This window comes from Candidatus Pantoea soli, assembly GCF_007833795.1.
In the GTDB taxonomy this organism is placed as follows: domain Bacteria; phylum Pseudomonadota; class Gammaproteobacteria; order Enterobacterales; family Enterobacteriaceae; genus Pantoea; species Pantoea soli.
Genome location: NZ_CP032703.1, coordinates 498328 through 519766, shown reverse-complemented (window position 1 = coordinate 519766; position 21439 = coordinate 498328). Strand labels below are relative to the sequence as shown.

Sequence of the window (21439 nt, the reverse complement as noted above, 5' to 3'; positions counted from 1 at the left end):
GCAAGTGAAGATAACTGAGTCGCTCTAACGAGCGTTGATCATTGCGTCTGCCCCCGAACAGGCAGTCAACTGGCGTTTTACCGCAATCCCGTTGTTTGTCCCTGACGTATCTCACTGGCGGGCAGGCTTGCTTCCGGGGCAGGGGCGCCATGCGCGGAAACCGGTACGGCAGTCCGTAGCAACGGTTTTTCGCCGCTCCTCAGTCCGGCTGGCCGGGCACCGATTTGACCGCAAGCCACAGCGTGCGGCCGTTACACGCTTTATCTTCTGCACTATGCCGGACTATCTGAAAATCATAATCCTGCATCAGTGAGGCATACTCCTCAGGCGACAGGCTGGCGTGCGCCAGGGTTTCTCCCTGAAACTGACCAAAGGCTTCGCCTGCTTCCGGGCCGGTATTGAACATTAACACTGTACCGGGGCGGGCGTGGGCTGAGAAAAGCGCGAACATGTCACGCTGATCACTCTGGCACAGATGAAAGAAGCTGTCCCACGCCAGAATACCGTCGAAGGTTTTTCCCAGGTCCAGCTGGCGCATGTCAGCCACTTTCCAGCTGGCTTGCGGAAATTTATCTCTGCACAAGGCAATCATGGAAGGAGAGGAGTCAATGCCTGTGACCCTGAAACCCTGACCCAGTAAATATTCCGCCACGGGCGAACCCGTGCCGCAGCCGATATCAAGCACATGCCCGCCGGCAGGAAGATAGCGGATAAACCTGTCAAGCCACGGCCGTTCTGTCAAACTGACCGGGCGCAGAGCCGCAAAGGCCTGAGCATGTCTTTCATACAGGTTTATCACTGCTTTGAAGGCTGCGTTGTCCATCTTTTTCCTTTATCGTCGGTGACGAACCGGGTGCCCGCCTCTTTTTCTTCGTTTGCACAAAGACTTTTACGGCAGGTGTGTCGGTTGAAAAATCATTGAACCCAAATTCTGCGCCGGCATCAAGGGGTAAGGATCGGGCTGCGTTTTAGCACCCGCCCGCGGGTTCAGGCAGCGTCCGCTGTCAGCGAAAACGAAATAGTACGCGCAGGTCAGACAATTTACCGCCGTTCACTTCATTCAACTGTCCGCGCCGTGCCTGTGGCCGTAATGGGGGACATGTGTCGGGGCGTCGCGATCAAGGCGGCGCCTCTCAGCGCGGGCTTTCCTGAAGCCACACGGCTTTTCTCGTTGTGGCTAATTCGCCAGACTCTCTCTATGATGGATTTTTTCCCGGATGTTTATCGGGAACGATCAATCACTTAGGAACGTACCCGCGCGATGACCTTGTTAAATGACCTCGACCTGCGTCAGCTGGAAGCCTTCTCAGCGGTAATTTCGGCAGGCAGCGTCACTGCGGCAGCCAAAGCGCTGAACCGCTCACAGCCTGCTGTTTCCCGCCTGATTCAGGAGCTGGAGCAGTCGCTGGGTTACCCTCTGTTTATTCGCAATGGCCCGCGCATTCATCCGTCTGAAGAGGCGTTACAGCTGCATCAGTATGTGCAAAAAGCGCTGCTGTCACTGCAGCAGATCCGCTTACGCGCACAGGAGATCGCGCATCAGCAGCATCGCCCGCTCAGTATTGCTGCGACGCCGGCGCTGGCTGCCGGGTTGCTGCCTCCGGCACTGGCCGCGCTTAATCTGCAAAATAAAGTGCAAATCATCAGTGAATCCGCGGAGCAGACGGCGCATGCGGTGATCACCGCAGAGGCTGACATCGGTTTATGCAGTCTGCCTCTTGAGCATCACGCAGTTGAGCTGCACTGGATTGGGCAGTCGCAGTGCGTGGTTGCGCTGCCGGAAGAGGATGCGCTCGCAGCGCACAGCACGTTATCGCTAAGCCAGCTGGCAGGCCGCCGTTTCATTGCGCCCTGGAGCCCGCAGCGCTTACGGGGGCGCTATGAAAAAGCGCTGAAGAAGGTTAAAGCGCCGCTGCCGGAAATCATTGAGACCAACTCGTCGGCGAATATTCTGGGCTGCGTGCGGGCGGGACTGGGCGTGGCGATCCTCGAACCGGTAACCGGCTGGGGCATGCCGCTGGCCGGCGTGGCCATTCGTCCGATTCAGGAAGATATTCCTTACTTCTTTGGCGTGATCACCCCGCAGGGCCGTCAGATTACCAGCGCAGTGCTGGCGCTGGTGGAAGCCCTGGCAGAGGCCGCCGCGCAGCTGTTGCCGGGGTTTGAACGCCTGACAGCCAGCGAACATCCGCGCATTATGCGCATCATCAACCAGGAATGATATCCGCTCGCCTGTCACGGTCATCCTTGCGGGTGGCCGTCAGCCTGTATTCCCAGACCCGTTCAGGGATAACGGTGCATAACGTTCGAAAATAAAGTCTTTATTTTCAATGCTTATAACCTTTGCGGCATAACTTATAAGAAATCCATAGGTCACTTGCTGAGCACAGTTCTTGACTCCGATTTTGGGCAAGAGGATTATGCGAAAACTTCGTTGTTACTATGCGCTTTGATGATTGTTAATCGCCTATTATGCATTTTATAGATAATAAGAAAGGCAGGGTCATCGGCGCGTTTTAACCGTTTTCGCTCGCTCTAAGCGATCGCTGACACCAGGGAACTCTCTATGACGTATGCCGCCAAAGGTCTTGCCGCGCTGGAAGCTCAGCTTCAGCAGGATCTGGAATTTCTGGAACTGCCTGCCAAATCCTGGGTACCGGAACGCGCCTGGCAGAATGCACCAGTACGCGATGTGGTGGTGATTGGTGCAGGTATGTGTGGTCTGGCTGCGCTCGCCAAATTACAGCTCACCGGTATCAGCAATGTGGTGGCCTATGACGCCGCACCTGCAGGACGGGAAGGGCCGTGGATCACCTTTGCACGCATGGAAACCCTGCGATCACCCAAAACGCTACAGGGCCCGGCGCTGGGTCTGGCGCAGCTGACCTTCCGCGCGTGGTTTACGGCGCAGTGGGGCAAAGACGCGTGGCAGGAACTGGACAAAATCCCTAAAGCGCAGTGGATGGATTACCTGATTTGGTATCGCCGGGTGCTGAATCTGCCGGTGCAGAACAGTGTACGCCTTAAAAATATCGCGCAGGCCGGGGATTACATTGCGGTGGATCTGGAAGGTGCTGAAACCGGCCGTGTCTACACCCGGCGTCTGGTGCTGGCCACCGGGCGTTCCGGACTCGGCGGTTTTGCCGTACCGGATTTTCTGCAAGGCGTTGACCGCCGGTTCTGGGCGCACTCCGCTGATGATATTGATTTTTCGGCGTTACAGGGTAAACGTGTGGCGGTGATTGGCGCAGGTGCGTCGTCGATGGATAACGCGGCCACCGCACTGGAGCAGGGCGCTGCGGCAGTCGATCTGCTGATTCGTCGTAAAGAGATGCCGCGCATTAACAAGATGACCGGCATTGGCAGCCAGGGTGTGGTGCACGGCATGCACCAGTTGCCGGACGCATGGAAGTGGAGGTTTGTTGAATACACTGCCGCGACACAAACGCCGCCGCCGCGTTCTTCCACCCTGCGTGTATCCCGTCATGACAATGCGCGCTTCTTCCTCGACTGCGGCATCAACGCCGTCAGACAGGAAGCAGATGGCCTGCTGATTGAAACCACCCAGGGCGCACTGCGCTACGATTTCCTGATCGCCGCCACCGGCTTTACCAATGATTTTCGCGGCCGCCCGGAATTTGCCGCCATCGCGCCGCATATCCGTAGCTGGTCCGACGGTCGCTATCAGCCCGAAATGGGTAATGCACGTAGCAACCTGCTGGAAGCGCCGGATCTTGGCCCTGCCTTTGAGTTCCGCGAATTAACGCCGGGTGCCTGCCCGATGCTGGCACACATCCACTGCTTTAACGATGCGGCGATGCTGACGCATGGCAAAGTCTCCGGGGATATTCCGGCAGTGAGCGCGGGGGCCGATCGTCTGGTACGCGGCATTGCTGCTTCACTGTTTGCCGAAGACGTCAGCCAGCATTTCGCCAGCTTACAAGCTTTTGACACCCCTGAATTGCAGGGCGATGAATGGGTGGATTCAACCCCGCAACTAAAACAGGAGAACGCGTTGTGAGCGACGCTATTGATCAAGCCGCCGGGTTAACCCCCGAAGAGGCGTTATATCAGACGCGCCGCCTGCGTCCCGAATTTGTTGAGGGCGCAGAAGCGTGCCGTTTGTCAGTGCTAACGCCGGCAGACGAACAGGGTTTACCGGCAGATCTGCGTCTGGCACTGGCCCGGCGGATGGCGGTATTGAACGGCGATGCACCGCTGCAACGGGATTATCAGGCTCAGCTGGTGGCGTTAAACCCGTCTGAAGCACTGCTGGCACTGGCGGCCGGCGGCCTTGTGCAGGAAGAGCCGCTGGCAACCATTGCACGCCATGCCGATATGGTGACACAGCAACCGATTCAGGCTACCGAACAGCATATTCGCTTGCTGGAGCAGGCCGGATTAAGCAACCCGCAAATCGTCGCGCTCTCGGAACTGATCGCCTTTGTTAACTTTCAGACGCGCGTCGCGGCTGGCTTACGTTTGATGAGGTCCGCATGATTCCGGCCGTTAATCTCAAGCCGCTGCACTGGCATCCCTATATCACGCCAGTGGATGTTGACCAGGCGACACCGGCGCAGCTTGATGCCATGAAAGTGACGCCGTCCAACAAGAAAATCTCCGAGTACGTGCGCACGCTGGTCCACGATCCCGAGAGCTATACCGCACGCACCGGCTTGTTCAACGCCATCATGTATGTTGAAGGCGGCCTGGACCGCGCGGATCGTGAGCTGGGCGCGCTAGGGGCTTCAATCGTTAACGGGTGTCGCTACTGTGCGGTGGTGCATGCGCGCCGTCATGCACAGCTGGCCGGCAGTGAGGCGGTGGTCAGCGCCATCTATTTTGACCGGGCAGATGTCTTAGGTGAGCGTGACGCGGCGATCTATCACTTTGCGCGTCGTTTATCGGTCACGCCGTCTGAAGCGACGCCAGAGGATGTCGCTGCGCTGCGCGCCGTCGGCATGAACGATCAGGAGATTATCGATCTGATCCACGCTATCGCCATCTTTGGCTGGGCCAACCGTCTGATGCATGTGCTTGGCCATGCTGACCTGAACAAATAAGGGCTGCTTCGGATGTTAGAACTCAACAATATTTCGCTCGCTTACGGCAGCAACCCGATTCTGAAAGGCGTCAATTTGTCGGTGAAACGCGGCGATGTGGTGTCGATCATCGGGCCAAGCGGCACCGGTAAAACCACCTTACTGCGCTGTATTAACTATCTGGCGAAGCCGTCAGCGGGAACGATTCAACTTGATCAGATCCGCATGGATTATCAGTCACCCGACAAAGCGGCGATTCAGGCGATCCGTCTGCGCACCGCCATGGTGTTTCAGCAGTTTAACGTGTTTAAAAACATGACGGTGCTGGAGAATGTGATGGACCCGCTGATTGTCATCCAGCGTAAAACCCGGCAGCAGGCGCGCGACATCGCCGTGCAGGAGCTGGAGCGCGTCGGCCTTGGCGGCAGGCTGGACCACTATCCGTCGCAGCTGTCTGGCGGCCAGTTACAGCGTACCGGTATCGCCCGGGCTCTGGCGGTGCGTCCGGAAGTGATGCTGTTTGATGAACCGACCTCATCGCTCGATCCCGAGCTGGTGGGAGAAGTGCTTAAAGTGATTAAAGATGTCGCGTCATCCGGCATTACCTCGCTGCTGGTGACGCACGAAATGCAGTTCGCAAAAAGCATTTCGAATCGCATCGTCTTTATGGATCAGGGTGTGGTCGCTGCGCAGGGAACGCCAGCAGAGATATTTGATAACCCGACGCTGCCGCGCCTGGCCCAGTTTCTTAACTCAGAAAAAGTATTCTAATAATTAAAGGAATCAAAAACATGCCTGCAATCAAAACCACCTTACGTCGCCTGGCCGCCCCTGGCATCATCGCACTGGCCCTGATCAGCGGTAATAGCTTTGCTGACGCCGTGCGCACCATCAAAATTGCTACCGCAGCCGAATCCAAACCGCTGTCATGGGGCGCGATCGGCCATGAGCCACAAGGCTACGAGCCGGACGTGCTGAAAGCCATCAACGCGAAACTGCCTCAGTACAAATTTGTGATGGAAGGTGCGGCGGATATCGCCCAGGAAACCGGTCTGGTGACCGGCAAATACGACATGGCGACCGGCGGATACTACAAAGCGCCTGCGCGCAGCAAACAGTTCCTGATTCCGGATGCGCCGATCGGGGCCAGCCTGATGAAGATCTACAGCCGCAGCGATAGCACTATCAACGGTATGAAAGATCTGGTCGGTAAGAATATCGTGCCGGTGACCGCCGGCGGTGGCGTGTATAAGTTCGTCACCCAATGGCAACAGGATAACCCGAACGACAAAATCACCATCAAAGCATCCAGCGCCGGCGTGCCTTACCCGGATCGCCTGAAGGAAGTGCAGAACGGTAAATATGACGCGCTGATCCTGCCTTCAAACCTCGGTGAGCAGACGGTGATTGATAACCAGAAGCTGGCGATCAAAGCCAGTGAGCCGGTGGCGATCAACAACACCTATGTGCTGATCCACCGTTCGGCGGAAAATCAGGCGCTGAATGATGATATCACCAAAACCCTGCGGGAACTGAAAGCGGACGGCACGCTGGATAAGCTGGCGCAGAAGTGGTTTGGCGAAGACGTTACGAAGTACATGAAGTAACAGATTCACTGCGCCCGGTATGACGCCGGGCGCATGCTGTCCTTTTTAGCAGGAGTGTTTCACCGTGAATCTATCCTCCATGATTCCAGAACTGCTGTCGGCGCTGCCTTTGACGCTCGGCATCATGTTTGTGGCAATGATTATTGGCTTCTTTCTGGCGCTGCTCGCCACGTTTTTCCGCGTGCGCCGTATTCCCGTCATCAGCCAGCTGGCCGATCTCTATGTCTCCTATGCGCGCAGCGTGCCGGTGGTGTTGCAGCTGTTTGTCGCCTTCTACGGCATGCCACTAATTACCGATAACATTGGCTTAGGCGACATTTTCTCGGCCAACGTGGCGGCGATGATCGGTCTGAGTCTGTATCACGGCGGTTATCTGTCCGAGGTGATGCGTCCGGCGTACCTGGCAGTGGAGCGGGGGCAGCATGATGCGCTCGACAGCCTGGGCTACAGCTTCCGCCAGAAAATGTTGCGTGTCATCGGTCCACAGGCGGTGCACTTTGCGCTGCCGGGGTACGGCAATGCCATTATCTATCTGATTCATAACGTGGCGCTGGTGATGTATATCGGGGCGGCAGATGTGATGGCGACCGCGCACCTGATTATGGAGCGCGATTACAACCAGTATCAGTTCGGCACTTATCTGGTGCTGGCTGTGCTCTATTCACTGCTGTGCGGTGTGGCGTGGCTGGTTATCCGCTTCTTTGAACAACGTCATGCGAAGTACAGCGCGCAGTCTGCGCCGCGCGTGAAGTTCACCACCAGCGTCTGAGAAAGGGAGAAAAACCATGTTTGATACGGAGGTTTTGCTGCCGGATTTCTGGAGCATTCTTGATGCCGTGCCGGTGACGCTGCTGATGGCGGTGACGGTATTTATCTGTTCAGCGCTGCTGGGCGGGCTGCTGGCATTCATTGAGCATCGCCGCATTCCGGTGCTGCGCCAGCTGGTGATGATCTACAAACTTACCTTCAAAGGCGTGCCGATGGTGGTGGTGATTTTCCTCGCCTACTACGGCCTGCCACCGGCGCTGCACTTTGTTGCCACGCTGTTTGGCGTGGAGGTCAATGCTCACTCACTGCCGAACTGGGCGATCATCATTGTGGCGCTGAGTGCCTGTGTCGCGGCGTTCCAGGCTGAAGTCTGGAAAGGAGCGCTGAACTCGTTCGACAGCGGACAATCTGATGCTGCCTTGTCGCTCGGCTACAGCGGTGGACAGCTATTCCGGCGGGTGATGTTCCCGCAGATTATCGTGGCGGCGATTCCCGATCTGGCGAATGCGTTTATGGTGATCATGAAAGCCCTGTCGCTGGCGTTTGCCATCGAAGTGGTGGATATCTTTGCCCAGGCACAACTTACCGCAGCACTGAACTTCTACTACCTCGAAGCCTTCCTGATTGCGGTGGTGTTCTACATGGTGATTGCCTACGCGGTGACGAAAATTGCCGACAGGATCGAGGCAGCTCTGCGCGTGCGCGCCTGAGGTTTAGCGCGTTGTCATGCAACGGCGGCCTGATGTCGAGAAAACCAGGCGCCGTTAAACGATTTACTGGCTGAGTCATCCTCCGGAAACGCGGATGGTAACGTCTGCTTCATGCCGGTTAAGCGAAAGACGCTCTTTGTTTCCAGGAGGCTCAGGCGAAGAAGCGGATGAGTTTTACGAAGGCTTCTAACATGAGGCGCGATAAAAGCACCTGTGAAAGCCGGGGGCGCCGCGACCGCTAGGTCACCTTCTGCGGCATCCTGTCCAGCACTGGAGTATCGCTGCAGTGAACAGGCTGCCGCATTCACCCGTTCCCCGACGAGCGCTATCTGGTGCCCGTCTTCCGTCAGAACACAGGATCGTGGCCTGCAGTCCATCAGCCTGAGATTGACTGACGCTTCAAGTGATGCAATCCGCCTTGCAACGGTTGCATGATCAACGCCCAGCTTTTTTGCCGCAGAGGCAAGCGAACCAGTCTGGGCAAAGGTCGAAAAATAGCGCAGATCTTCCCCAGTCAAACATACGGATTCCCGGAACCGTTAAACCAAACAGGACTCAATAAGAAATAACCCGGACATGCCTGCGTTGCAATGCAAGACGCCGTGACGGTGCGCCAGAGAGTGCCTGCTATCGACCCGGTAAGATTTGAAGAATGTCCGCTTCTGGCAGAAAGCAGGCGGACGTCAGGCTAATGTCCGCTATGAGCAAAACAGAAGTGCCGCAAATAACTCCTCTTAATTCTGTAGGAGGAAAATTGGTTTTACAGATGACTGATTACAAATTCAGGCTCATACAAGACAGGGAAATTTACCGATCTTGCAATAAAACAGACTTTATGAATTTCATGATGAATAGCTAGTGCTAAGTCAAGATCAGTACCCTCCGCGACAGTAATTTTAGGTCTCAATACCGCCGAAACAAAGCGACCGGCACCGCTCTTTAGAACTTCACCAGTAGCTATGGGGGAATCTTCATACTCCAGAACAGTGATCCCGGCATCTGAGGCAAGGTGCAGATACCAGAGCATGTGGCAGGCAGAAAGCGATGATATCAGAAGGTCTTCAGGATTCATTTTACTGGCATCACCTCCCAGTAACGGATCGTTGGAGCAATGGATGATTTCTTTGCCGGCTACAGCGATGTCCCATGTCCGCGCATAGGTTTTATAGCCCGATGTGCCCGTGCCCAGATTCCCTGTCCATAATATGCGCGATGTGTATTGGTGCTCCATGTTCACGACTCTCTTAATAATGATAAAAAATGGGCTCCCGCCAAAATCACAGATATGAGCCACTTCTGCTGTTACTAAACCACCATACTTTGGCTCATAAAATCATCATAATCGAAATCGCAATAATGTCCGCTTCTGACACAAAGCGGGCATCGATAATACGCAAGGTCTGTTATGAGCGAGCAGCGCACGTTTCACTTATGACAGCTGAGTGGTTCTAATACGTTGAACATAACTTTCTTATTGCGCTCTTGAAGTCAGGCCAGTGAAGTGTTCCCTCACCATATCCGTTAACTCGAAAATACAATCGAGATGTGTACTATCTGCCACAACTCGACTGCTTACATTCGGATTGCCGCAGTTCCTGAAAAACTCTTCCATACGGCTTACATCAAACAGTTCATCATGCTCAGCAAGCATGATTGTTACTGGAATAGAGATTTCTTTAAGTTGCCTTTCGGGATTACGAGGGGTGAGGGCGTTAGCCATATTAACGCTGTATGTCTGAACAAAGTCAGGCCTTGCATTGATAACCTCACAGGGGAAATTAAGCCTTACTCCTGCACGACGTCCAAACAGAAAACCTGCACTCATTGCATTGATCATGAAGCTCAAACGGTTTATCGATGCAAAGGGAGAGGAAAAATCGCGGTTCAGAGCAGGAGGTGAAAAAGGACCTAATGCTGGGGCTAGCAAGATCAGGCTTTCAACAACCCTCGATAGAGAGTATCGGGTAAAGTAATTTATCAGCATACCGCCTCCACTTGAGTGCCCAAGCAAGTGAATTCTGGCATCAGGAAAAGAGGTTCGGACATAATCAATGACGACATCCACATCACGCCAGATTTGAACAGGACTGGAAGCTTCTCCCCGGACACCTACCGAACGACCGTGCCCACGGATATCGACGAGACAAACACACACGGGCAGATCGTAACTCAACTGTCGTGCAAGAATGTCGTAGCCAGCGTCAGAGTTGACCCCGCCACCATGGTAGACAATAAGAACCTCATCAAGGGCTGCCATTGGCCTGTATACCCGGATATATAAATCATTGATCCGGCTTTCGGTTATGTTATTAAAAGGGAGTAATGAGGCGTTAAACTGCTCATAGCGTTCGACAAAGCGGGTGAAGTCAATCACGTCCTGAATTCCTTATTCAATCGGATTCACTACCTGTGAATTTGTGACATGAAGCATGCAACATTTCCTGTATGCACGAGAGTTTTTTAATATAAAAGTGTCTGCTGCACCGCCTGAAAAGCCCTCAGCGCTTTTCTGCGGCCTGAGGGCTGTTTCCGGCATCTTTCCTGTCCGAAACACTGACAAACGCCCCTGATGATTCCTGTGTATCTGTATGGTTATGCAGTGAAAGCTATTCTCCACAGGTTAGTGCATACAGATGCCGGAAACGTCCGCTTCTGGCATAAAGCGGTCTTACGAACATACCCGTGTCCGTTCCGTTATAAACAAAAAATGCACATCCGTAGCTGTCTTTACACTTAGAGAATTTGCTTGCATAGTCGTGTATTCATTAATAGGGAGCAAATCAAAAGGTGCAAAGATACTCTTTAAATTAGGTCAAATTTAAATAAGAATCACTTAGAGAACATTTTCATAAACGTTGATATTCTGTTCCAGACTCACGGACCGGAGAAGTTTTACATGTCTGAATATACCCTGCAGGACTGCAACATTACGGTGCCTGACGTATTTCGCGATCGTACCATGAACCTTTTTACACTCAGCCATACGAATGCCAATGAATTCAACTTTGTGATTTCACGTGCAACGGCTGCTGCAGAAGACACGCTTCAGTCAGTATCTCAGAGGCTGTCATCAGAACTGCAGGCGACTCTGCAGGATCTCTCACTCAGCTATGCCCGGCTCACTGAACTCAATGGCAGGCAGGCACTGGAACTATTCTACAGTTTCAAATCCGGCGAAAGAATTATCTTTCAGAAGCAGCGGGTGGTTTTGAGATCTGAAAACAGTACGGGGAAAAAGCTGCTCTGATTTATTGGCACCTGCCCGGATGCGTTTGACGATTACCATGGCCGAATCTACGACAGCATCACGGATAGCATTACGTTTCCGGACGATGCAAAGGATTCCCCCGTACTGGGCAAACAGATCCCTGCCGACAGTCAGGAAATCTTCTTCAGTTTTGACCGTGACAGCCGCGAGCTGATCGTATTCTCTTCAATTTCTGACCTCTACTCATCGATTAATCTCAGCCGGGCGAGGAACGGCAGCTATTTGTTCTTTGACGCAGCTGGCGGACCTCTGATGCTGTCCCCAATACCTGACGGCGAGCATTCCGGTCGCTTTGCACTGTGGAAGATGACAGGTGCCAAGGTACCGGGACTGATCTCAAGCCTGCTTCTGACCAGAAGTGTCCGGGGTATTGATGGTCTGGATACTACTGAAGCCGTTGAGGATTACCTCAGTCAGCGGATGAATGAAAAATGAGTGTGGCCGCTGAAACCTTTTCCGCTGCACGCGTGGGAGACGGCATAGAACATTCCGCCTCTAAAGGCTGGCTGGTGCTCGGACTGATAGGCGGGGCCATTGCCGGTGCGGCGTTCACGCTGGCCACGGGAGGCGTCGGAACGGTAGTCCTGGCCGCTACGGTCGCCAGTGCAGCTGGCGGCGGCGGGCTGGGAGAAGTTCTGGGCAGCATGTCCTGGGCCCCCCACTACGAAAGTGGCCATCTGGTCATCGGCTCATCAAACGTGTTCATCAACGGAAGGCCGGCGGTGATGGCGCATATATCTGTAGGTGACTGTGGCGAGCACGGCCCAGCCTTGCAGCGGGTAGCCGAAGGGTCTTCACGCGTCTATATAAACGGACTACCCGCTGCCAGGACGGGGGATCGCCTGACATGCAGTGGTATCATCAGCGGCGGCTCTCCCAACGTCATTGTTGGTGGTAGCAAAATACAGACTGATGAAATCAGTCCGGAAGTCCCGGACTGGGTGGACAGAGTACTACTGGGCGTAGGCCTGGCGGCCACGGCCGTTCTGGCGGGGCCGACGATAGCCCTATTGGGTTTTGCGGGAGGCTTGGGAGGAGGCTATGGTGGCTCTTACATTGGCGGGAAATTATGGGGAGAAGGTTCTGACGGTCAGAAGTGGCTTTCGCTGGGCGTTGCGTTTGCAGGCGGCCTTGCCGGCGTAAAAGGAGGCGCTGCCTTCAATGCGTGGCGTAACACGCCCAGGAGCCTCATCAACCTTAAAGAAATAGAACCCCAACTGGCCACCGATCCGAACAGTGCCTTTTTCTGGTCAGGACGCACTGAAGGTGTCGGCGGCCCCGATGTCGCAGAAGTCATCGCGAAGTCCCGGGGCGGTGTCACGCTCGAATCCACAATCAAAGATAAAAACATTAAAATGCCTGAATGGGATTTCGATAACCCGCAGAGTATCAAGGCCTGGGAGGACGTCTCCGCATCTTATGCAAAACAGGTATTAGGAGAAGTCAGAGCCGTAGTAGGACAGTCGCTGCGTGAAGGGAATATATGGGAAAACGTTGAGCTACCGCGCTTGATGGGCAATGATAATGTGACGAAAATCACAACAATCGATCCGGTATCACAAACGGAAAAAGTCATTTTTGTAAGGGAAAACTGATATGAAAATTACAGGCACCAGTTCGTATGTGATGCTCGATATCGACGGCAGAAAAATCAAGGCAGAGGGTGAGATGGTCGTAGGCGGTTTTGTGGCTGATAAAAACACCATGAAACAGTTTGAACCCCCCTATGAAAGTGAACCCGTAACTGATGCCGTCCGCCAGCATTATATCGATGAAGCAATCAAAAAAACCCAAGGATCTCATATGGTCCTGAAATTTGTTTAAATCTGTACCGGGAAGGTGACCTGCTAATCACTTTCACATCTCACTCCCGCCACAGCATTCAGGCAGACGGAAAGGGGGGCATTGCCGTTCTGGCCTGCCCCCGTAAACTAACCTATCATGATGCAAGCAATGTCCGCTTTTGACACAAAGCGGACTCAGATTAAATCAACCGCTATGAGCGAGAAGCGGATTTCTGCAATGCCTTGCCTGATCCGGGCCTTTCTCAGCTTCTAAAGCTGGCATCAGACAATATTTACGGTATCCTGTGGACTCGTGTACTAGTCTGAGGGTTCAGTGTATGTGCTTTTCCGGTATTGAAGAAGTCAGAGACCGTATCGATCACATTGATCGCGAGCTGGTCAAACTTATTGCGCAGCGGGCAGCGTGCGTTAAAGCCGCTGCTGCGTTTAAAACCGACTGTCACGCTGTGCGTGCACCTGCGCGCGTGGAGCAGGTGATTGCTAAAGTCCGCGCGCGCCGGTGAAGAAGGCCTTCCTGAAGACATTATTGAGAAAGTTTATCGCAGCATGATCGCGGCATTTATCGACTATGAACTCAATCAGCATCAACAAGCGCAACAGCGTAAAAACTGACAGCCTGCGCTACCAAAAACCCGCGTGAAACCGGCGTTTAACGGAGGTGCGCAGCGGGCAGATTATGATTGTGCATTCTGGTAGAGGTCCCAGCGGTTACCATACATGTCCTCAAATACCACCACTAACCCGTATTCCTCCTGGCGTGGCGCTTCGCAGAAACGGACGCCCTTTGCCTGCATGGCGTGGTAGTCGCGCCAGAAGTCGTCGGTTTGCAGAAACAGGAAAACCCTTCCGCCGCACTGGTTGCCGATAAATCCTTGCTGTTGCTCGTCAGACGCGCGAGCCAGAAGAAGATGACAGTCACTCTCCAGGTTCGGCGTCACCACGACCCAGCGCTTGCCCGGCTGCGGCGTATCCTCGACCAGGACAAAGCCCAGCTTATCGGTGTAGTACTCAATCGCGCGATCGTAATCGTCGACCACGATCGCGACATATCCCATACATCGCTTTTGCGTTCTCATTTTTTGCTCCGTGTGTATTCAGTCTCACAAGACAGTAACAGGAACTGAGAGACGTTTTCTGCCAGTGCTTGCAGGAAATCGTTGCGGGAGGGGTGAGGGTCGGTCACCTGTGGAGGGAGCGTATTCATAAAAGTAAAGTGGCCCGCGTTCTCAACGATGTGTAATTCTGCGCAAACGCGATCGGCTACTGCCGCCTGGAGAAACCTCGCCTGGGCAGGCGGAGTGATGACATCTTTATCACCTGCCCACATCTGCAGGGGGGTATTTAAGGCCGTTAAAGCGTGTGGAGCGTGAAAAAAATCGGCGGGAGGTGCTAAAAGTACCAGTCGCTCAAGCAGGGTTGGGCCTTCAAACGACACCGCATCTCTGGCACGGGTAGTGGCTATCGCGCCAGCGTAGATCAGCAATATTACCGCGCCCAGCGAATGCCCGACACCGGAAACAGATATACCGTCCGTGCAAAACGTTTCTGCCGCCAGATGAAGGCGTTGCACCCGTTCCAGCAGCTCAGCCCCGGCAGGAAAAGGCGAGGTTAATAACGCAAAATGTGGCGCAACAACGGATATGCCCCGGGCGGCAAGGCTTTGCAGAAAGGCCATATGCCGGACGGGATCGCCGCCACGCCCGGGGGCAAAAAGAACGCATTGAGTGGCGCCCTCAACCCGTAATACCGTCACTGCGAAACGTCTGCCGGCGTTGATAAGCGCGAAGGTTTCTGGCCTGATCCCGTTCATCTGAAAAGCATCTCCATACCGGAAAGCTGGAAATATACCATTTTCATTCAGCGCCGGAGGGGGAAACCGCGCAGGCAAAAAGCCGTCATCCGCAACAGGGAATATCTGCATGCGGGATAACGGCTGCACAGGTAAGAAGGGGAGTCATGGCCGATCGTTGCGCCATGCCGTTAGCCTGCGGAATGATGAAAGCGAAGGCAACATTGCTTTATACATTCATGGGTATTCCGCCTGTTCAGGCGGGACAAGGTTTGCCATTTCGTGACTGAGAACGCCGCGGCGCGTAAATCCGTATACGGCTTAACCGATATTGACTGCCGTCAGGCATCCTCCCTAAAAGCCGGACAGCAGGGCGCTGTTGTCAGCCTGCCTGCTGCCCGGTGGTCAGTGAAGTGGCCGCGGAAATCAGATGCCCAGGCTCGCCAGCAGATCGTCCACGTCATCCTGAGTGGCGGCTTGTTCTGCGGCGCAGGGCGCCTGCGGTGGCGCTGCCGTCTCCCGGTGACCCGGTCCGGCCGCGCTGTCGCGCAGTACCTGTATTAACTGCTTCTCAACCTGATTCAGCACCGCCATCATGCGCTGCACGATTTGTCCGGTCAGATCCTGGAATCCCTGCGCCATCATAATGGCGTGCAGCTGCTGGCGTGTCAGTTCGGTGATTCGGGGTACATCATCCAGCCAGGCCAGGGTATCTGCCGCTAACTCACGGGTTTGCCCTTCATCTAATGGCTGCGCGCTGGTGGCATCCCAGCGTTGCGTTAACCCGCCTGCTTTCTCTGCCAGCAGGGTTTGCATCGGCTGGGTCATTTCCACGCTGTTAATCACGCCATTCGCAGCTTCCCGGGTGAGGGTGACCACATAACCCAGTCGCTCCCGGGCGTCCGGAATGCTGCCTGCGACATCGGCGATGGTTTTATCAAGCCCCAGCTGTTGCAGACTGTCGCGCAGCGTCCGCAGTATGGAGCCAGTGCGCACGGTGATCTCGCGGATCTCCTGCTGCCCACTGTGGGTATCGGGTAATGACATGTAGGGTCTCTCCTGTGTACGGGATGTCGCTATCTGATGTTATCGGCAGAGGACGGCGGTTTTTAAATTTCCCGTACTTTCGCTGTGCTATCAGCAGGGTGCAGCCTCTGAACAGTGAACTCACCGGTAGCCGGTGAGGCTTTTCAGGCGTATCGGGTCTACAGTCATTAGTGAGGTTGTCATTGACGCGTAAAGGAGGCTTTTAAGTGTCTTACCACGACGACGATAAGCACAACGTTATCATCGGAGAAGCAGCTTTTCATCTTGCCGTTGCCGGAGAGGCCATCAGCGTTGAATCCCTGATAGGGGAGTTAAACCAGATGGCCGAAGACGCACTGAGCGATGCCCGGACCGAAGAGATTTCTGAGGTCAGTCAATGGCTGAAAACGTTCAGACGCCCCGGCATGGTGGGTAACAAAGCGGATCTTCATCTGGTGATGATGGCGAGCCCGGACGACGAGAGTAAACACAATTAGGACGTAGTCCGGCTCCGGCCGGAAGACGACGAAGATAAGCCAGCCTCATATCGGGCACGCGCTGCGCTGTCCCGGCCGGAGAAACTGTCAGGGATGACAACCGGCACCCGCACAGTATTCCCCCCGGTAATGCGTAAAGCGGCACTGTGCGTGATGCGCGTCAGCAGCTTGTGGCTGACGTTAAGGTGAACGTTCACAAAGAAACCGTGAGGCCAGAAAGTGACACCCGCAGATGGCTTTCTGGCCCGGACCGGCAGGATGACGGGTTAAAGTTTGAAACAGCTGACTTCTGCCAGCAGTTTACCGGCTTGCTGACTCAGTGAATTGGCTGCGGCCGACATCTGCTCAACCATCGCGGCATTTTGCTGCAGATTGCTTTCCATCTGATTAACCGCGGTATTGACCTGATCGATACCATAACTCTGCTCTTTGGAGGAGTTGCTAACCTGATTGATCAGCTGTGTGGTTTCGTCAACCACCGCCAGGGCTTCATTCATCCGCGTGGTGACATTGGCCGCGTATACCACGCCTCTGTCCACATTCTTGATCGCTTCCTCAATCAAACCGCGGATATCCTGCGCGGCAACCGAAGAACGCTGCGATAGTGAACGCACCTCACCGGCAACCACCGCAAAGCCTTTACCCTGTTCGCCGGCGCGTGCCGCTTCAACGGCTGCGTTCAGCGCCAGTATGTTGGTCTGGAAAGCAATCCCGTCAATAATTGAGATAATTTCGGAAATTTTGTTTGAAGAGGCAGATATATCGTTAATCGAGCCTTTTAATTCGTTCAGTTCCCGGTTGCTGTCATTGACGATGGTCTGTACTTTACCGATGAAATTATTGGCGTCTGTCGCGTTATCCATATTGTGTTTCACGGTGGCAGAGAGCTGATTCATACTGGCAGCGGTCTGCTCCAGGGAAGAGGCCTGAGACTCCGTACGCGATGAAAGATCGTCATTGCTGTGGGCGATTTCATCAGACGCGGTATCCACCTCTTTACTGGCGTCTCTGACGCTGGCGAGAACGTCCCGGAACTTCTCCACCAGCGCATTAAAACTGCCGGCGGTTGCGCCCAGTTCATCCTTTTTCTTCAGGTTCACCCGCAGCGTCAGATCCAGCGTTTCCTCAATGGCTTTCATACTGCCCTGCAGGTTTTGCAGGCCTTTTTTGATGTAGCTGAGAATGGAATAGGAGAACGCGGCCGTCAGAATGACAGCAACCACAATAATGACACCCAAAAACCACAGCGTGTGCAAATACTGGGCATGGTTAGTTTCTGAGAATTGCTGAGCAATATTATAATTGTACGCCAGCAGCTCTTTGAGTTTCTGGCTTACAACCACGGAGGATTCCGCCGTCTCTCCCCGATCGGACACCATCTCTCTGGCGGCATCCAGTCCGTTGGTTTCATAAACTTTCACCATCTTGTTTACTTTTTCAAGATAGATATTGAAGTCCTGAATGGTTTGATTGATTAACTGCGCATCCTGCTCATTCGATATCAGATGCGATTTATAATAATCCAGCGCTTCACCGGTTTTGGTTAAATATCCCTTTGCGGTTGCCAGGTGCTGATAAAAAACATCTTTATTCGTCACCAGCAGTCCCATCAATATCTGCCGTCTTGCCTCTTCACGCAGCTGAGATATTTCACCAATTTTATTGATGCTGGGCAGGGAGTTGGTGGTGACATAATCGAACCTGTCCTGGGCGCTGCCCAGCGATCGAATGCTGATAACGCCCAGGAAAAGCAGTGCCATTAACGTAAAGGCAAAAACAAACGTCAGTTTTTTGAGAATCGTCATGAGGGTAACCCGGCAGTAGAATTAAGATACCTCACATTTATCGGCTATCTGAAATCTTCCTTTACAGTGACAGGATAAAAATGGTCAGAAATATTTATCTGTTTTAATGGTGAATTCAGCGTTTTGTTAATGAAGTTTTCTTATTATTGATTTACCTCAGTTTTAAGCCGGCGATAGCCCGCCATGCCGATTTTATAGCGTTGCGCTTAGGCAGATGGGGGTTACGAAAAGAAAGCAAGCCAGTGAAGGGCGCTTGCCTTATCGGCCGGAAAAGCTTACCTGCTGACGAAAAGAACAGAGCGCTGAATACGGTTAAGTCTGTGAAGTATAAGGATGGATTAACCGTATAATTATTGCGCCTAAACCTGTGCCGGTCTGCACATCAGCGCCACTTCTCTGTTATTTCTGCACGGCTGCTGGCATCCGCAACCTTCCTGCTTCCGACAGTGGCGCGGCAAATGTATGCCTTTTGCTACCGCGATGAGCGCCAGCCGGGCGGGAAAGGGCGGGCGGGGAGCGGAATCGGCATGACTGCCTCAAGCCGCAGCAGCAAATCGCACTGCTTTGCTGTCAGGTGGGGGGCTCAGAGGCTTCTACCCTTGCTGACTGCGCAGCGGTAAGGCCGCCCGGCGCAGCCAGGCATTCAGAAGAAAACCGTTCTGCGGCGAGGAGGACGCGCTGAGCCGACGGCAAAAGCGGCCTTCTGGCGCAGGCGCTCAGGCAGGCCGCCAGAAAAGCGATGACCGCAGGCCTGCAGAAACAGGGGAAAGTTTACCGATCTGTTTCGCTGGCAATAAGCAGCTGGCTGAGCAGGGTTTCGAGCTGCTGCTTTTGCGTGGCATCCAGTGCAGCCAGCAGTCCGTTTTGCGTCTCGGTGTGTATGTTAAGTGCCTGCTCAATTTTTTCCCTTCCGCTATCGGTCAGCGCCACCCGCATGCTGCGCTTGTCTGCAGGATCGGCAACGCGCTTAATCAGGCCAGCCTCTTGTAAATGGTTGAGGCGGTTGGTCATGGCGCCGGATGTGACCAGCAGTGACTGATAAAGCTCAGTGGGCGAGAGGCAGTAGGGCGATCCGGCACGGCGGAGGGTCGCCAGCACATCAAATTCGCCTTCCCGAAAGCCAAAAGCAGCCAGCGCGTCAGCGCGCGTTTTCGCCAGATTTTTCATAATACGCAGCATACGTCCAAAAATGGCCATGGATGACGCATCCAGCGCTGGCATCCCCTGCGCCCACTGCTTAATCACATAATCAATATGATCTGCCAACTTCTCTCCCCTCTGGCCGCAGGTGTTGAGCCTGCCTGCTGTGTCTGACCGGTTTTATCTCCAGGCAGCGGACCAAAAAGTGTCAATCCCTCTGCCTGCCCTTGTTCTGAATGTGTTCATTTGTGCCTGGGGGCTATAACCACCCCGAAAAGTATCTTAATGTTAAGATACTTTTTTGCACATAAGGAGTGACCTGTGAACCGCACTTTACCGGCAGCTGGCGTGTTTTCGTTACTGATTTTTCTCATCGCCCTTAATCTGCGACCCTCTGTGGCGGCATTAGGGCCGTTATTTCCGTTGCTGCAGCACAACGCGACCCTCACTGCGACACAACTGAGTCTGTTAACTGCACTGCCGGTGGCAATGATGGGGCTTTCCGCACTGGCCGGCCCGCTGCTGCAGCGCACGCTGGGGGAAGTGAAAGGTATTGCTATCGGCTTGTCACTGCTGGTGCTGGCGAGCGTCGGGCGCGGCGTTACGCATTCTGCTACCGCATTAATCATCAGCGCGCTGCTGGCAGGCGCAGGGATTGGCGTGATTCAGGCGCTGATGCCGGCGCAGATTAAACGATATTTCGGTACCAGAGCGGGTACCTTAATGGCGTTGTACACGACCGGCATCATGGCCGGTGCGGCCATTGCTGCAGCCAGTGCCGCGCCGCTGGCGAACCGTCACGGATTAGCCCTGACGCTGGCCATGCCGGCTATTCCCGCAGCGATTGCCCTGCTGTTTTGGTGGTTGACCCAGCCTGGTGACGCTTGCCGGCCACACGTTCGCCCGCCACGTGCACTGCCTGCGCGACGTGCCTGGTTATTGATGATTTTCTTTGGTATCGGCACCGGTGCTTATACGCTTGTGCTGGCATGGCTGCCACCTTACTACCAACAGCACGGCTGGCTGCCGGCACAAAGTGGCTACGTGCTGGCAGCCTTAACGCTGACAGAGGTGCTGGCCGGATTCATGCTGGCGGCGCTGATCCACCGTTTTCGCGATCGTCGCTATCCGCTTCTGGTGGTGCTGACACTGGTTCTGCTGGGGTTGGTGAGTCTGATCGTCCTGGGCGGCGCGCAGGCGTGGCTGCCGACTGTGCTGCTGGGGCTGGGAATTGGCGCCTTGTTTCCGCTGTCGCTGATTGTCACGCTGGATCACGCATCGCAGGCGGAAGAGGCGGCTTCTCTGCTCTCGTTTGTGCAGGGCGGCGGCTATCTGCTGGCGGCATTTATGCCGTTAATTGCCGGCCTTGTTCGCGATCATACCGACACGCTCTCAGGTGCCTGGGGAATAATGAGTGGCGGCGTGTTGCTGTTAATGCTTATGGCACTGCGGTTCAGACCGCAGACCTGACGTCAGTAAAAGCGGCGCACCTGTTATCAGAAATGACTGCGCAAACGCGCCCGGTTAAGGCCGGGCACTCTCCTTTTTGCCTGGCGCTGGGGAATGCCTTGCCCCCAGGCCTGAAAGCGTGGGTTTTCGCGCGCAACGCGCCCGTATCCGTGAAGGTTTCCTCGGGTGTGTCCGTCGGGCGATAGAATCAGGTGAACTGGCAGCAGAAATGGATGCAGCAGTCCTCGCCAGCTATTTACACAGCTTTGAGACAGGGCTTTCAACCGAAGCGCGTGATGGAGCCACAGGCGAAGAACTGGATGCTGCGGTCACTTTCGCCATGAAGGCCTGGAATGCGAACCGGGTGTCCTGATTAATGAGTTGATTTCGCGGGTAAGGCCCGTTTCCGCTACTCAGTATTGGTTACAGGCCGATGTCCGCTATGAGCGAGGAGCGGACGTTAAACGGACTCACTTCAGGATGAATTTCGGGTCGATTTAAACTCTTTCGCAGCAGCATGTGGCCAGCAACGT

Annotated in this window: 22 protein-coding genes and 1 pseudogene; 14 read left to right on the top strand and 9 right to left on the bottom strand. The window is 54.4% G+C overall.

Translation table 11 applies throughout. The features are described from left to right. Positions 1-199: 199 nt before the first annotated feature. Positions 200-823 (bottom strand): class I SAM-dependent methyltransferase, encoded by a 624-nt coding sequence (locus tag D8B20_RS19850; protein ID WP_145891530.1) that lies wholly within the window; start codon positions 821-823, stop codon positions 200-202. A 438-nt stretch (positions 824-1261) separates the two neighbouring features. On the opposite strand from D8B20_RS19850, the gene D8B20_RS19845 reads away from it, so the two are divergent. The 8 genes from D8B20_RS19845 to D8B20_RS19810 all read left to right on the top strand — a co-directional run bounded on the left by D8B20_RS19845 (position 1262) and on the right by D8B20_RS19810 (position 8127). Continuing rightward, positions 1262-2221: a LysR family transcriptional regulator gene (locus D8B20_RS19845; RefSeq protein ID WP_145891528.1), complete on the top strand. Its 960-nt coding sequence runs from the start codon at positions 1262-1264 to the stop codon at positions 2219-2221. Between the two features lie 345 nt (positions 2222-2566). Beyond that, positions 2567-4021, top strand: coding sequence for an NAD(P)-binding domain-containing protein (locus tag D8B20_RS19840; protein WP_145891526.1), 1455 nt, complete (start codon positions 2567-2569; stop codon positions 4019-4021). Further along, entirely contained in the window at positions 4018-4500 is a 483-nt protein-coding gene (locus D8B20_RS19835) for a CMD domain-containing protein (RefSeq protein WP_145891524.1), read from the top strand. Before D8B20_RS19840 ends, D8B20_RS19835 begins: the two co-directional genes overlap by 4 nt. Then, positions 4497-5063, top strand: coding sequence for a peroxidase-related enzyme (locus D8B20_RS19830; RefSeq protein WP_145891522.1), 567 nt, complete (start codon positions 4497-4499; stop codon positions 5061-5063). Before D8B20_RS19835 ends, D8B20_RS19830 begins: the two co-directional genes overlap by 4 nt. Positions 5064-5075: 12 nt before the next feature. Then, a complete protein-coding gene (locus tag D8B20_RS19825) occupies positions 5076-5813 on the top strand; it encodes an amino acid ABC transporter ATP-binding protein (RefSeq protein WP_145891520.1) in 738 nt (245 codons plus the stop codon). 20 nt (positions 5814-5833) lie between these two features. Further along, positions 5834-6649, top strand: coding sequence for a transporter substrate-binding domain-containing protein (locus D8B20_RS19820; protein ID WP_145891518.1), 816 nt, complete (start codon positions 5834-5836; stop codon positions 6647-6649). Positions 6650-6713: 64 nt separating this feature from the next. Beyond that, complete coding sequence (locus D8B20_RS19815) at positions 6714-7418, top strand: amino acid ABC transporter permease (RefSeq protein ID WP_145891516.1); 705 nt, start codon at positions 6714-6716, stop codon at positions 7416-7418. Positions 7419-7434: 16 nt separating this feature from the next. Continuing rightward, complete coding sequence (locus D8B20_RS19810; RefSeq protein ID WP_145891515.1) at positions 7435-8127, top strand: amino acid ABC transporter permease; 693 nt, start codon at positions 7435-7437, stop codon at positions 8125-8127. A gap of 14 nt (positions 8128-8141) precedes the next feature. Here the strand turns inward: D8B20_RS19810 and D8B20_RS19805 are convergent, their stop codons facing one another. The 3 genes from D8B20_RS19805 to D8B20_RS19795 form a co-directional block, all read right to left on the bottom strand. Next, on the bottom strand, positions 8142-8645 hold the full coding sequence (locus D8B20_RS19805) for a LysR family transcriptional regulator (RefSeq protein ID WP_145891513.1): 504 nt from the start codon (positions 8643-8645) through the stop codon (positions 8142-8144). A gap of 242 nt (positions 8646-8887) precedes the next feature. After that, complete coding sequence (locus tag D8B20_RS19800) at positions 8888-9358, bottom strand: OsmC family protein (protein ID WP_145891511.1); 471 nt, start codon at positions 9356-9358, stop codon at positions 8888-8890. A 240-nt stretch (positions 9359-9598) separates the two neighbouring features. Then, a complete protein-coding gene (locus tag D8B20_RS19795) occupies positions 9599-10501 on the bottom strand; it encodes an alpha/beta hydrolase (RefSeq protein ID WP_145891510.1) in 903 nt (300 codons plus the stop codon). A 522-nt stretch (positions 10502-11023) separates the two neighbouring features. Between D8B20_RS19795 and D8B20_RS21690 the strand changes: the two genes are divergently transcribed. The 4 genes and pseudogenes from D8B20_RS21690 (at position 11024) to D8B20_RS19775 (ending at position 13812) form a co-directional block, all read left to right on the top strand. Then, entirely contained in the window at positions 11024-11374 is a 351-nt protein-coding gene (locus D8B20_RS21690) for a DcrB-related protein (RefSeq protein WP_186454449.1), read from the top strand. 452 nt (positions 11375-11826) lie between these two features. Next, positions 11827-12990: a PAAR domain-containing protein gene (locus D8B20_RS19785; protein ID WP_145891508.1), complete on the top strand. Its 1164-nt coding sequence runs from the start codon at positions 11827-11829 to the stop codon at positions 12988-12990. Between the two features lies 1 nt (position 12991). Then, a complete protein-coding gene (locus D8B20_RS19780; protein WP_145891506.1) occupies positions 12992-13219 on the top strand; it encodes an Imm74 family immunity protein in 228 nt (75 codons plus the stop codon). Between the two features lie 298 nt (positions 13220-13517). Beyond that, positions 13518-13812 (top strand): annotated as a pseudogene (locus D8B20_RS19775) (chorismate mutase). Positions 13813-13874: 62 nt separating this feature from the next. Here the strand turns inward: D8B20_RS19775 and D8B20_RS19770 are convergent. The 3 genes from D8B20_RS19770 to D8B20_RS19760 all read right to left on the bottom strand — a co-directional run bounded on the left by D8B20_RS19770 (position 13875) and on the right by D8B20_RS19760 (position 16036). After that, positions 13875-14276 carry a VOC family protein gene (locus D8B20_RS19770; RefSeq protein ID WP_145891504.1) on the bottom strand — a complete coding sequence of 134 codons (402 nt, stop codon included), beginning with the start codon at positions 14274-14276 and terminating at the stop codon, positions 13875-13877. Beyond that, positions 14273-15121: an alpha/beta hydrolase gene (locus D8B20_RS19765; protein ID WP_315901179.1), complete on the bottom strand. Its 849-nt coding sequence runs from the start codon at positions 15119-15121 to the stop codon at positions 14273-14275. The genes D8B20_RS19770 and D8B20_RS19765 overlap by 4 nt, the downstream gene beginning before the upstream one ends. A 294-nt stretch (positions 15122-15415) precedes the next feature. Then, on the bottom strand, positions 15416-16036 hold the full coding sequence (locus tag D8B20_RS19760) for a protein phosphatase CheZ (RefSeq protein WP_145891502.1): 621 nt from the start codon (positions 16034-16036) through the stop codon (positions 15416-15418). Between the two features lie 206 nt (positions 16037-16242). On the opposite strand from D8B20_RS19760, the gene D8B20_RS19755 reads away from it, so the two are divergent. After that, positions 16243-16512 (top strand): hypothetical protein, encoded by a 270-nt coding sequence (locus D8B20_RS19755; RefSeq protein WP_186454448.1) that lies wholly within the window; start codon positions 16243-16245, stop codon positions 16510-16512. A 266-nt stretch (positions 16513-16778) separates the two neighbouring features. Here D8B20_RS19755 and D8B20_RS19750 read toward each other — a convergent pair whose 3' ends face one another. Beyond that, a complete protein-coding gene (locus D8B20_RS19750) occupies positions 16779-18317 on the bottom strand; it encodes a methyl-accepting chemotaxis protein (RefSeq protein WP_145891500.1) in 1539 nt (512 codons plus the stop codon). A 771-nt stretch (positions 18318-19088) separates the two neighbouring features. Continuing rightward, complete coding sequence (locus D8B20_RS19745) at positions 19089-19583, bottom strand: MarR family winged helix-turn-helix transcriptional regulator (RefSeq protein ID WP_145891498.1); 495 nt, start codon at positions 19581-19583, stop codon at positions 19089-19091. A gap of 195 nt (positions 19584-19778) precedes the next feature. Between D8B20_RS19745 and D8B20_RS19740 the strand changes: the two genes are divergently transcribed. Beyond that, positions 19779-20927, top strand: a complete 1149-nt coding sequence (locus D8B20_RS19740; RefSeq protein WP_145891496.1) for an MFS transporter — start codon at positions 19779-19781, stop codon at positions 20925-20927. The last annotated feature ends 512 nt before the right edge of the window (positions 20928-21439 follow it).

What these genes read in the sequence shown, in the direction of transcription:
- D8B20_RS19850 (WP_145891530.1), bottom strand. Translation starts at nt 823, where the DNA reads ATGGACAACGCAGCCTTCAAAGCAGTGATAAACCTGTATGAAAGACAT.
- D8B20_RS19845 (WP_145891528.1), top strand. Translation starts at nt 1,262, where the DNA reads ATGACCTTGTTAAATGACCTCGACCTGCGTCAGCTGGAAGCCTTCTCA.
- D8B20_RS19840 (WP_145891526.1), top strand. Translation starts at nt 2,567, where the DNA reads ATGACGTATGCCGCCAAAGGTCTTGCCGCGCTGGAAGCTCAGCTTCAG.
- D8B20_RS19830 (WP_145891522.1), top strand. Translation starts at nt 4,497, where the DNA reads ATGATTCCGGCCGTTAATCTCAAGCCGCTGCACTGGCATCCCTATATC.
- D8B20_RS19825 (WP_145891520.1), top strand. Translation starts at nt 5,076, where the DNA reads ATGTTAGAACTCAACAATATTTCGCTCGCTTACGGCAGCAACCCGATT.
- D8B20_RS19820 (WP_145891518.1), top strand. Translation starts at nt 5,834, where the DNA reads ATGCCTGCAATCAAAACCACCTTACGTCGCCTGGCCGCCCCTGGCATC.
- D8B20_RS19810 (WP_145891515.1), top strand. Translation starts at nt 7,435, where the DNA reads ATGTTTGATACGGAGGTTTTGCTGCCGGATTTCTGGAGCATTCTTGAT.
- D8B20_RS19800 (WP_145891511.1), bottom strand. Translation starts at nt 9,358, where the DNA reads ATGGAGCACCAATACACATCGCGCATATTATGGACAGGGAATCTGGGC.
- D8B20_RS21690 (WP_186454449.1), top strand. Translation starts at nt 11,024, where the DNA reads ATGTCTGAATATACCCTGCAGGACTGCAACATTACGGTGCCTGACGTA.
- D8B20_RS19785 (WP_145891508.1), top strand. Translation starts at nt 11,827, where the DNA reads ATGAGTGTGGCCGCTGAAACCTTTTCCGCTGCACGCGTGGGAGACGGC.
- D8B20_RS19780 (WP_145891506.1), top strand. Translation starts at nt 12,992, where the DNA reads ATGAAAATTACAGGCACCAGTTCGTATGTGATGCTCGATATCGACGGC.
- D8B20_RS19770 (WP_145891504.1), bottom strand. Translation starts at nt 14,276, where the DNA reads ATGAGAACGCAAAAGCGATGTATGGGATATGTCGCGATCGTGGTCGAC.
- D8B20_RS19765 (WP_315901179.1), bottom strand. Translation starts at nt 15,121, where the DNA reads ATGCAGATATTCCCTGTTGCGGATGACGGCTTTTTGCCTGCGCGGTTT.
- D8B20_RS19760 (WP_145891502.1), bottom strand. Translation starts at nt 16,036, where the DNA reads ATGTCATTACCCGATACCCACAGTGGGCAGCAGGAGATCCGCGAGATC.
- D8B20_RS19750 (WP_145891500.1), bottom strand. Translation starts at nt 18,317, where the DNA reads ATGACGATTCTCAAAAAACTGACGTTTGTTTTTGCCTTTACGTTAATG.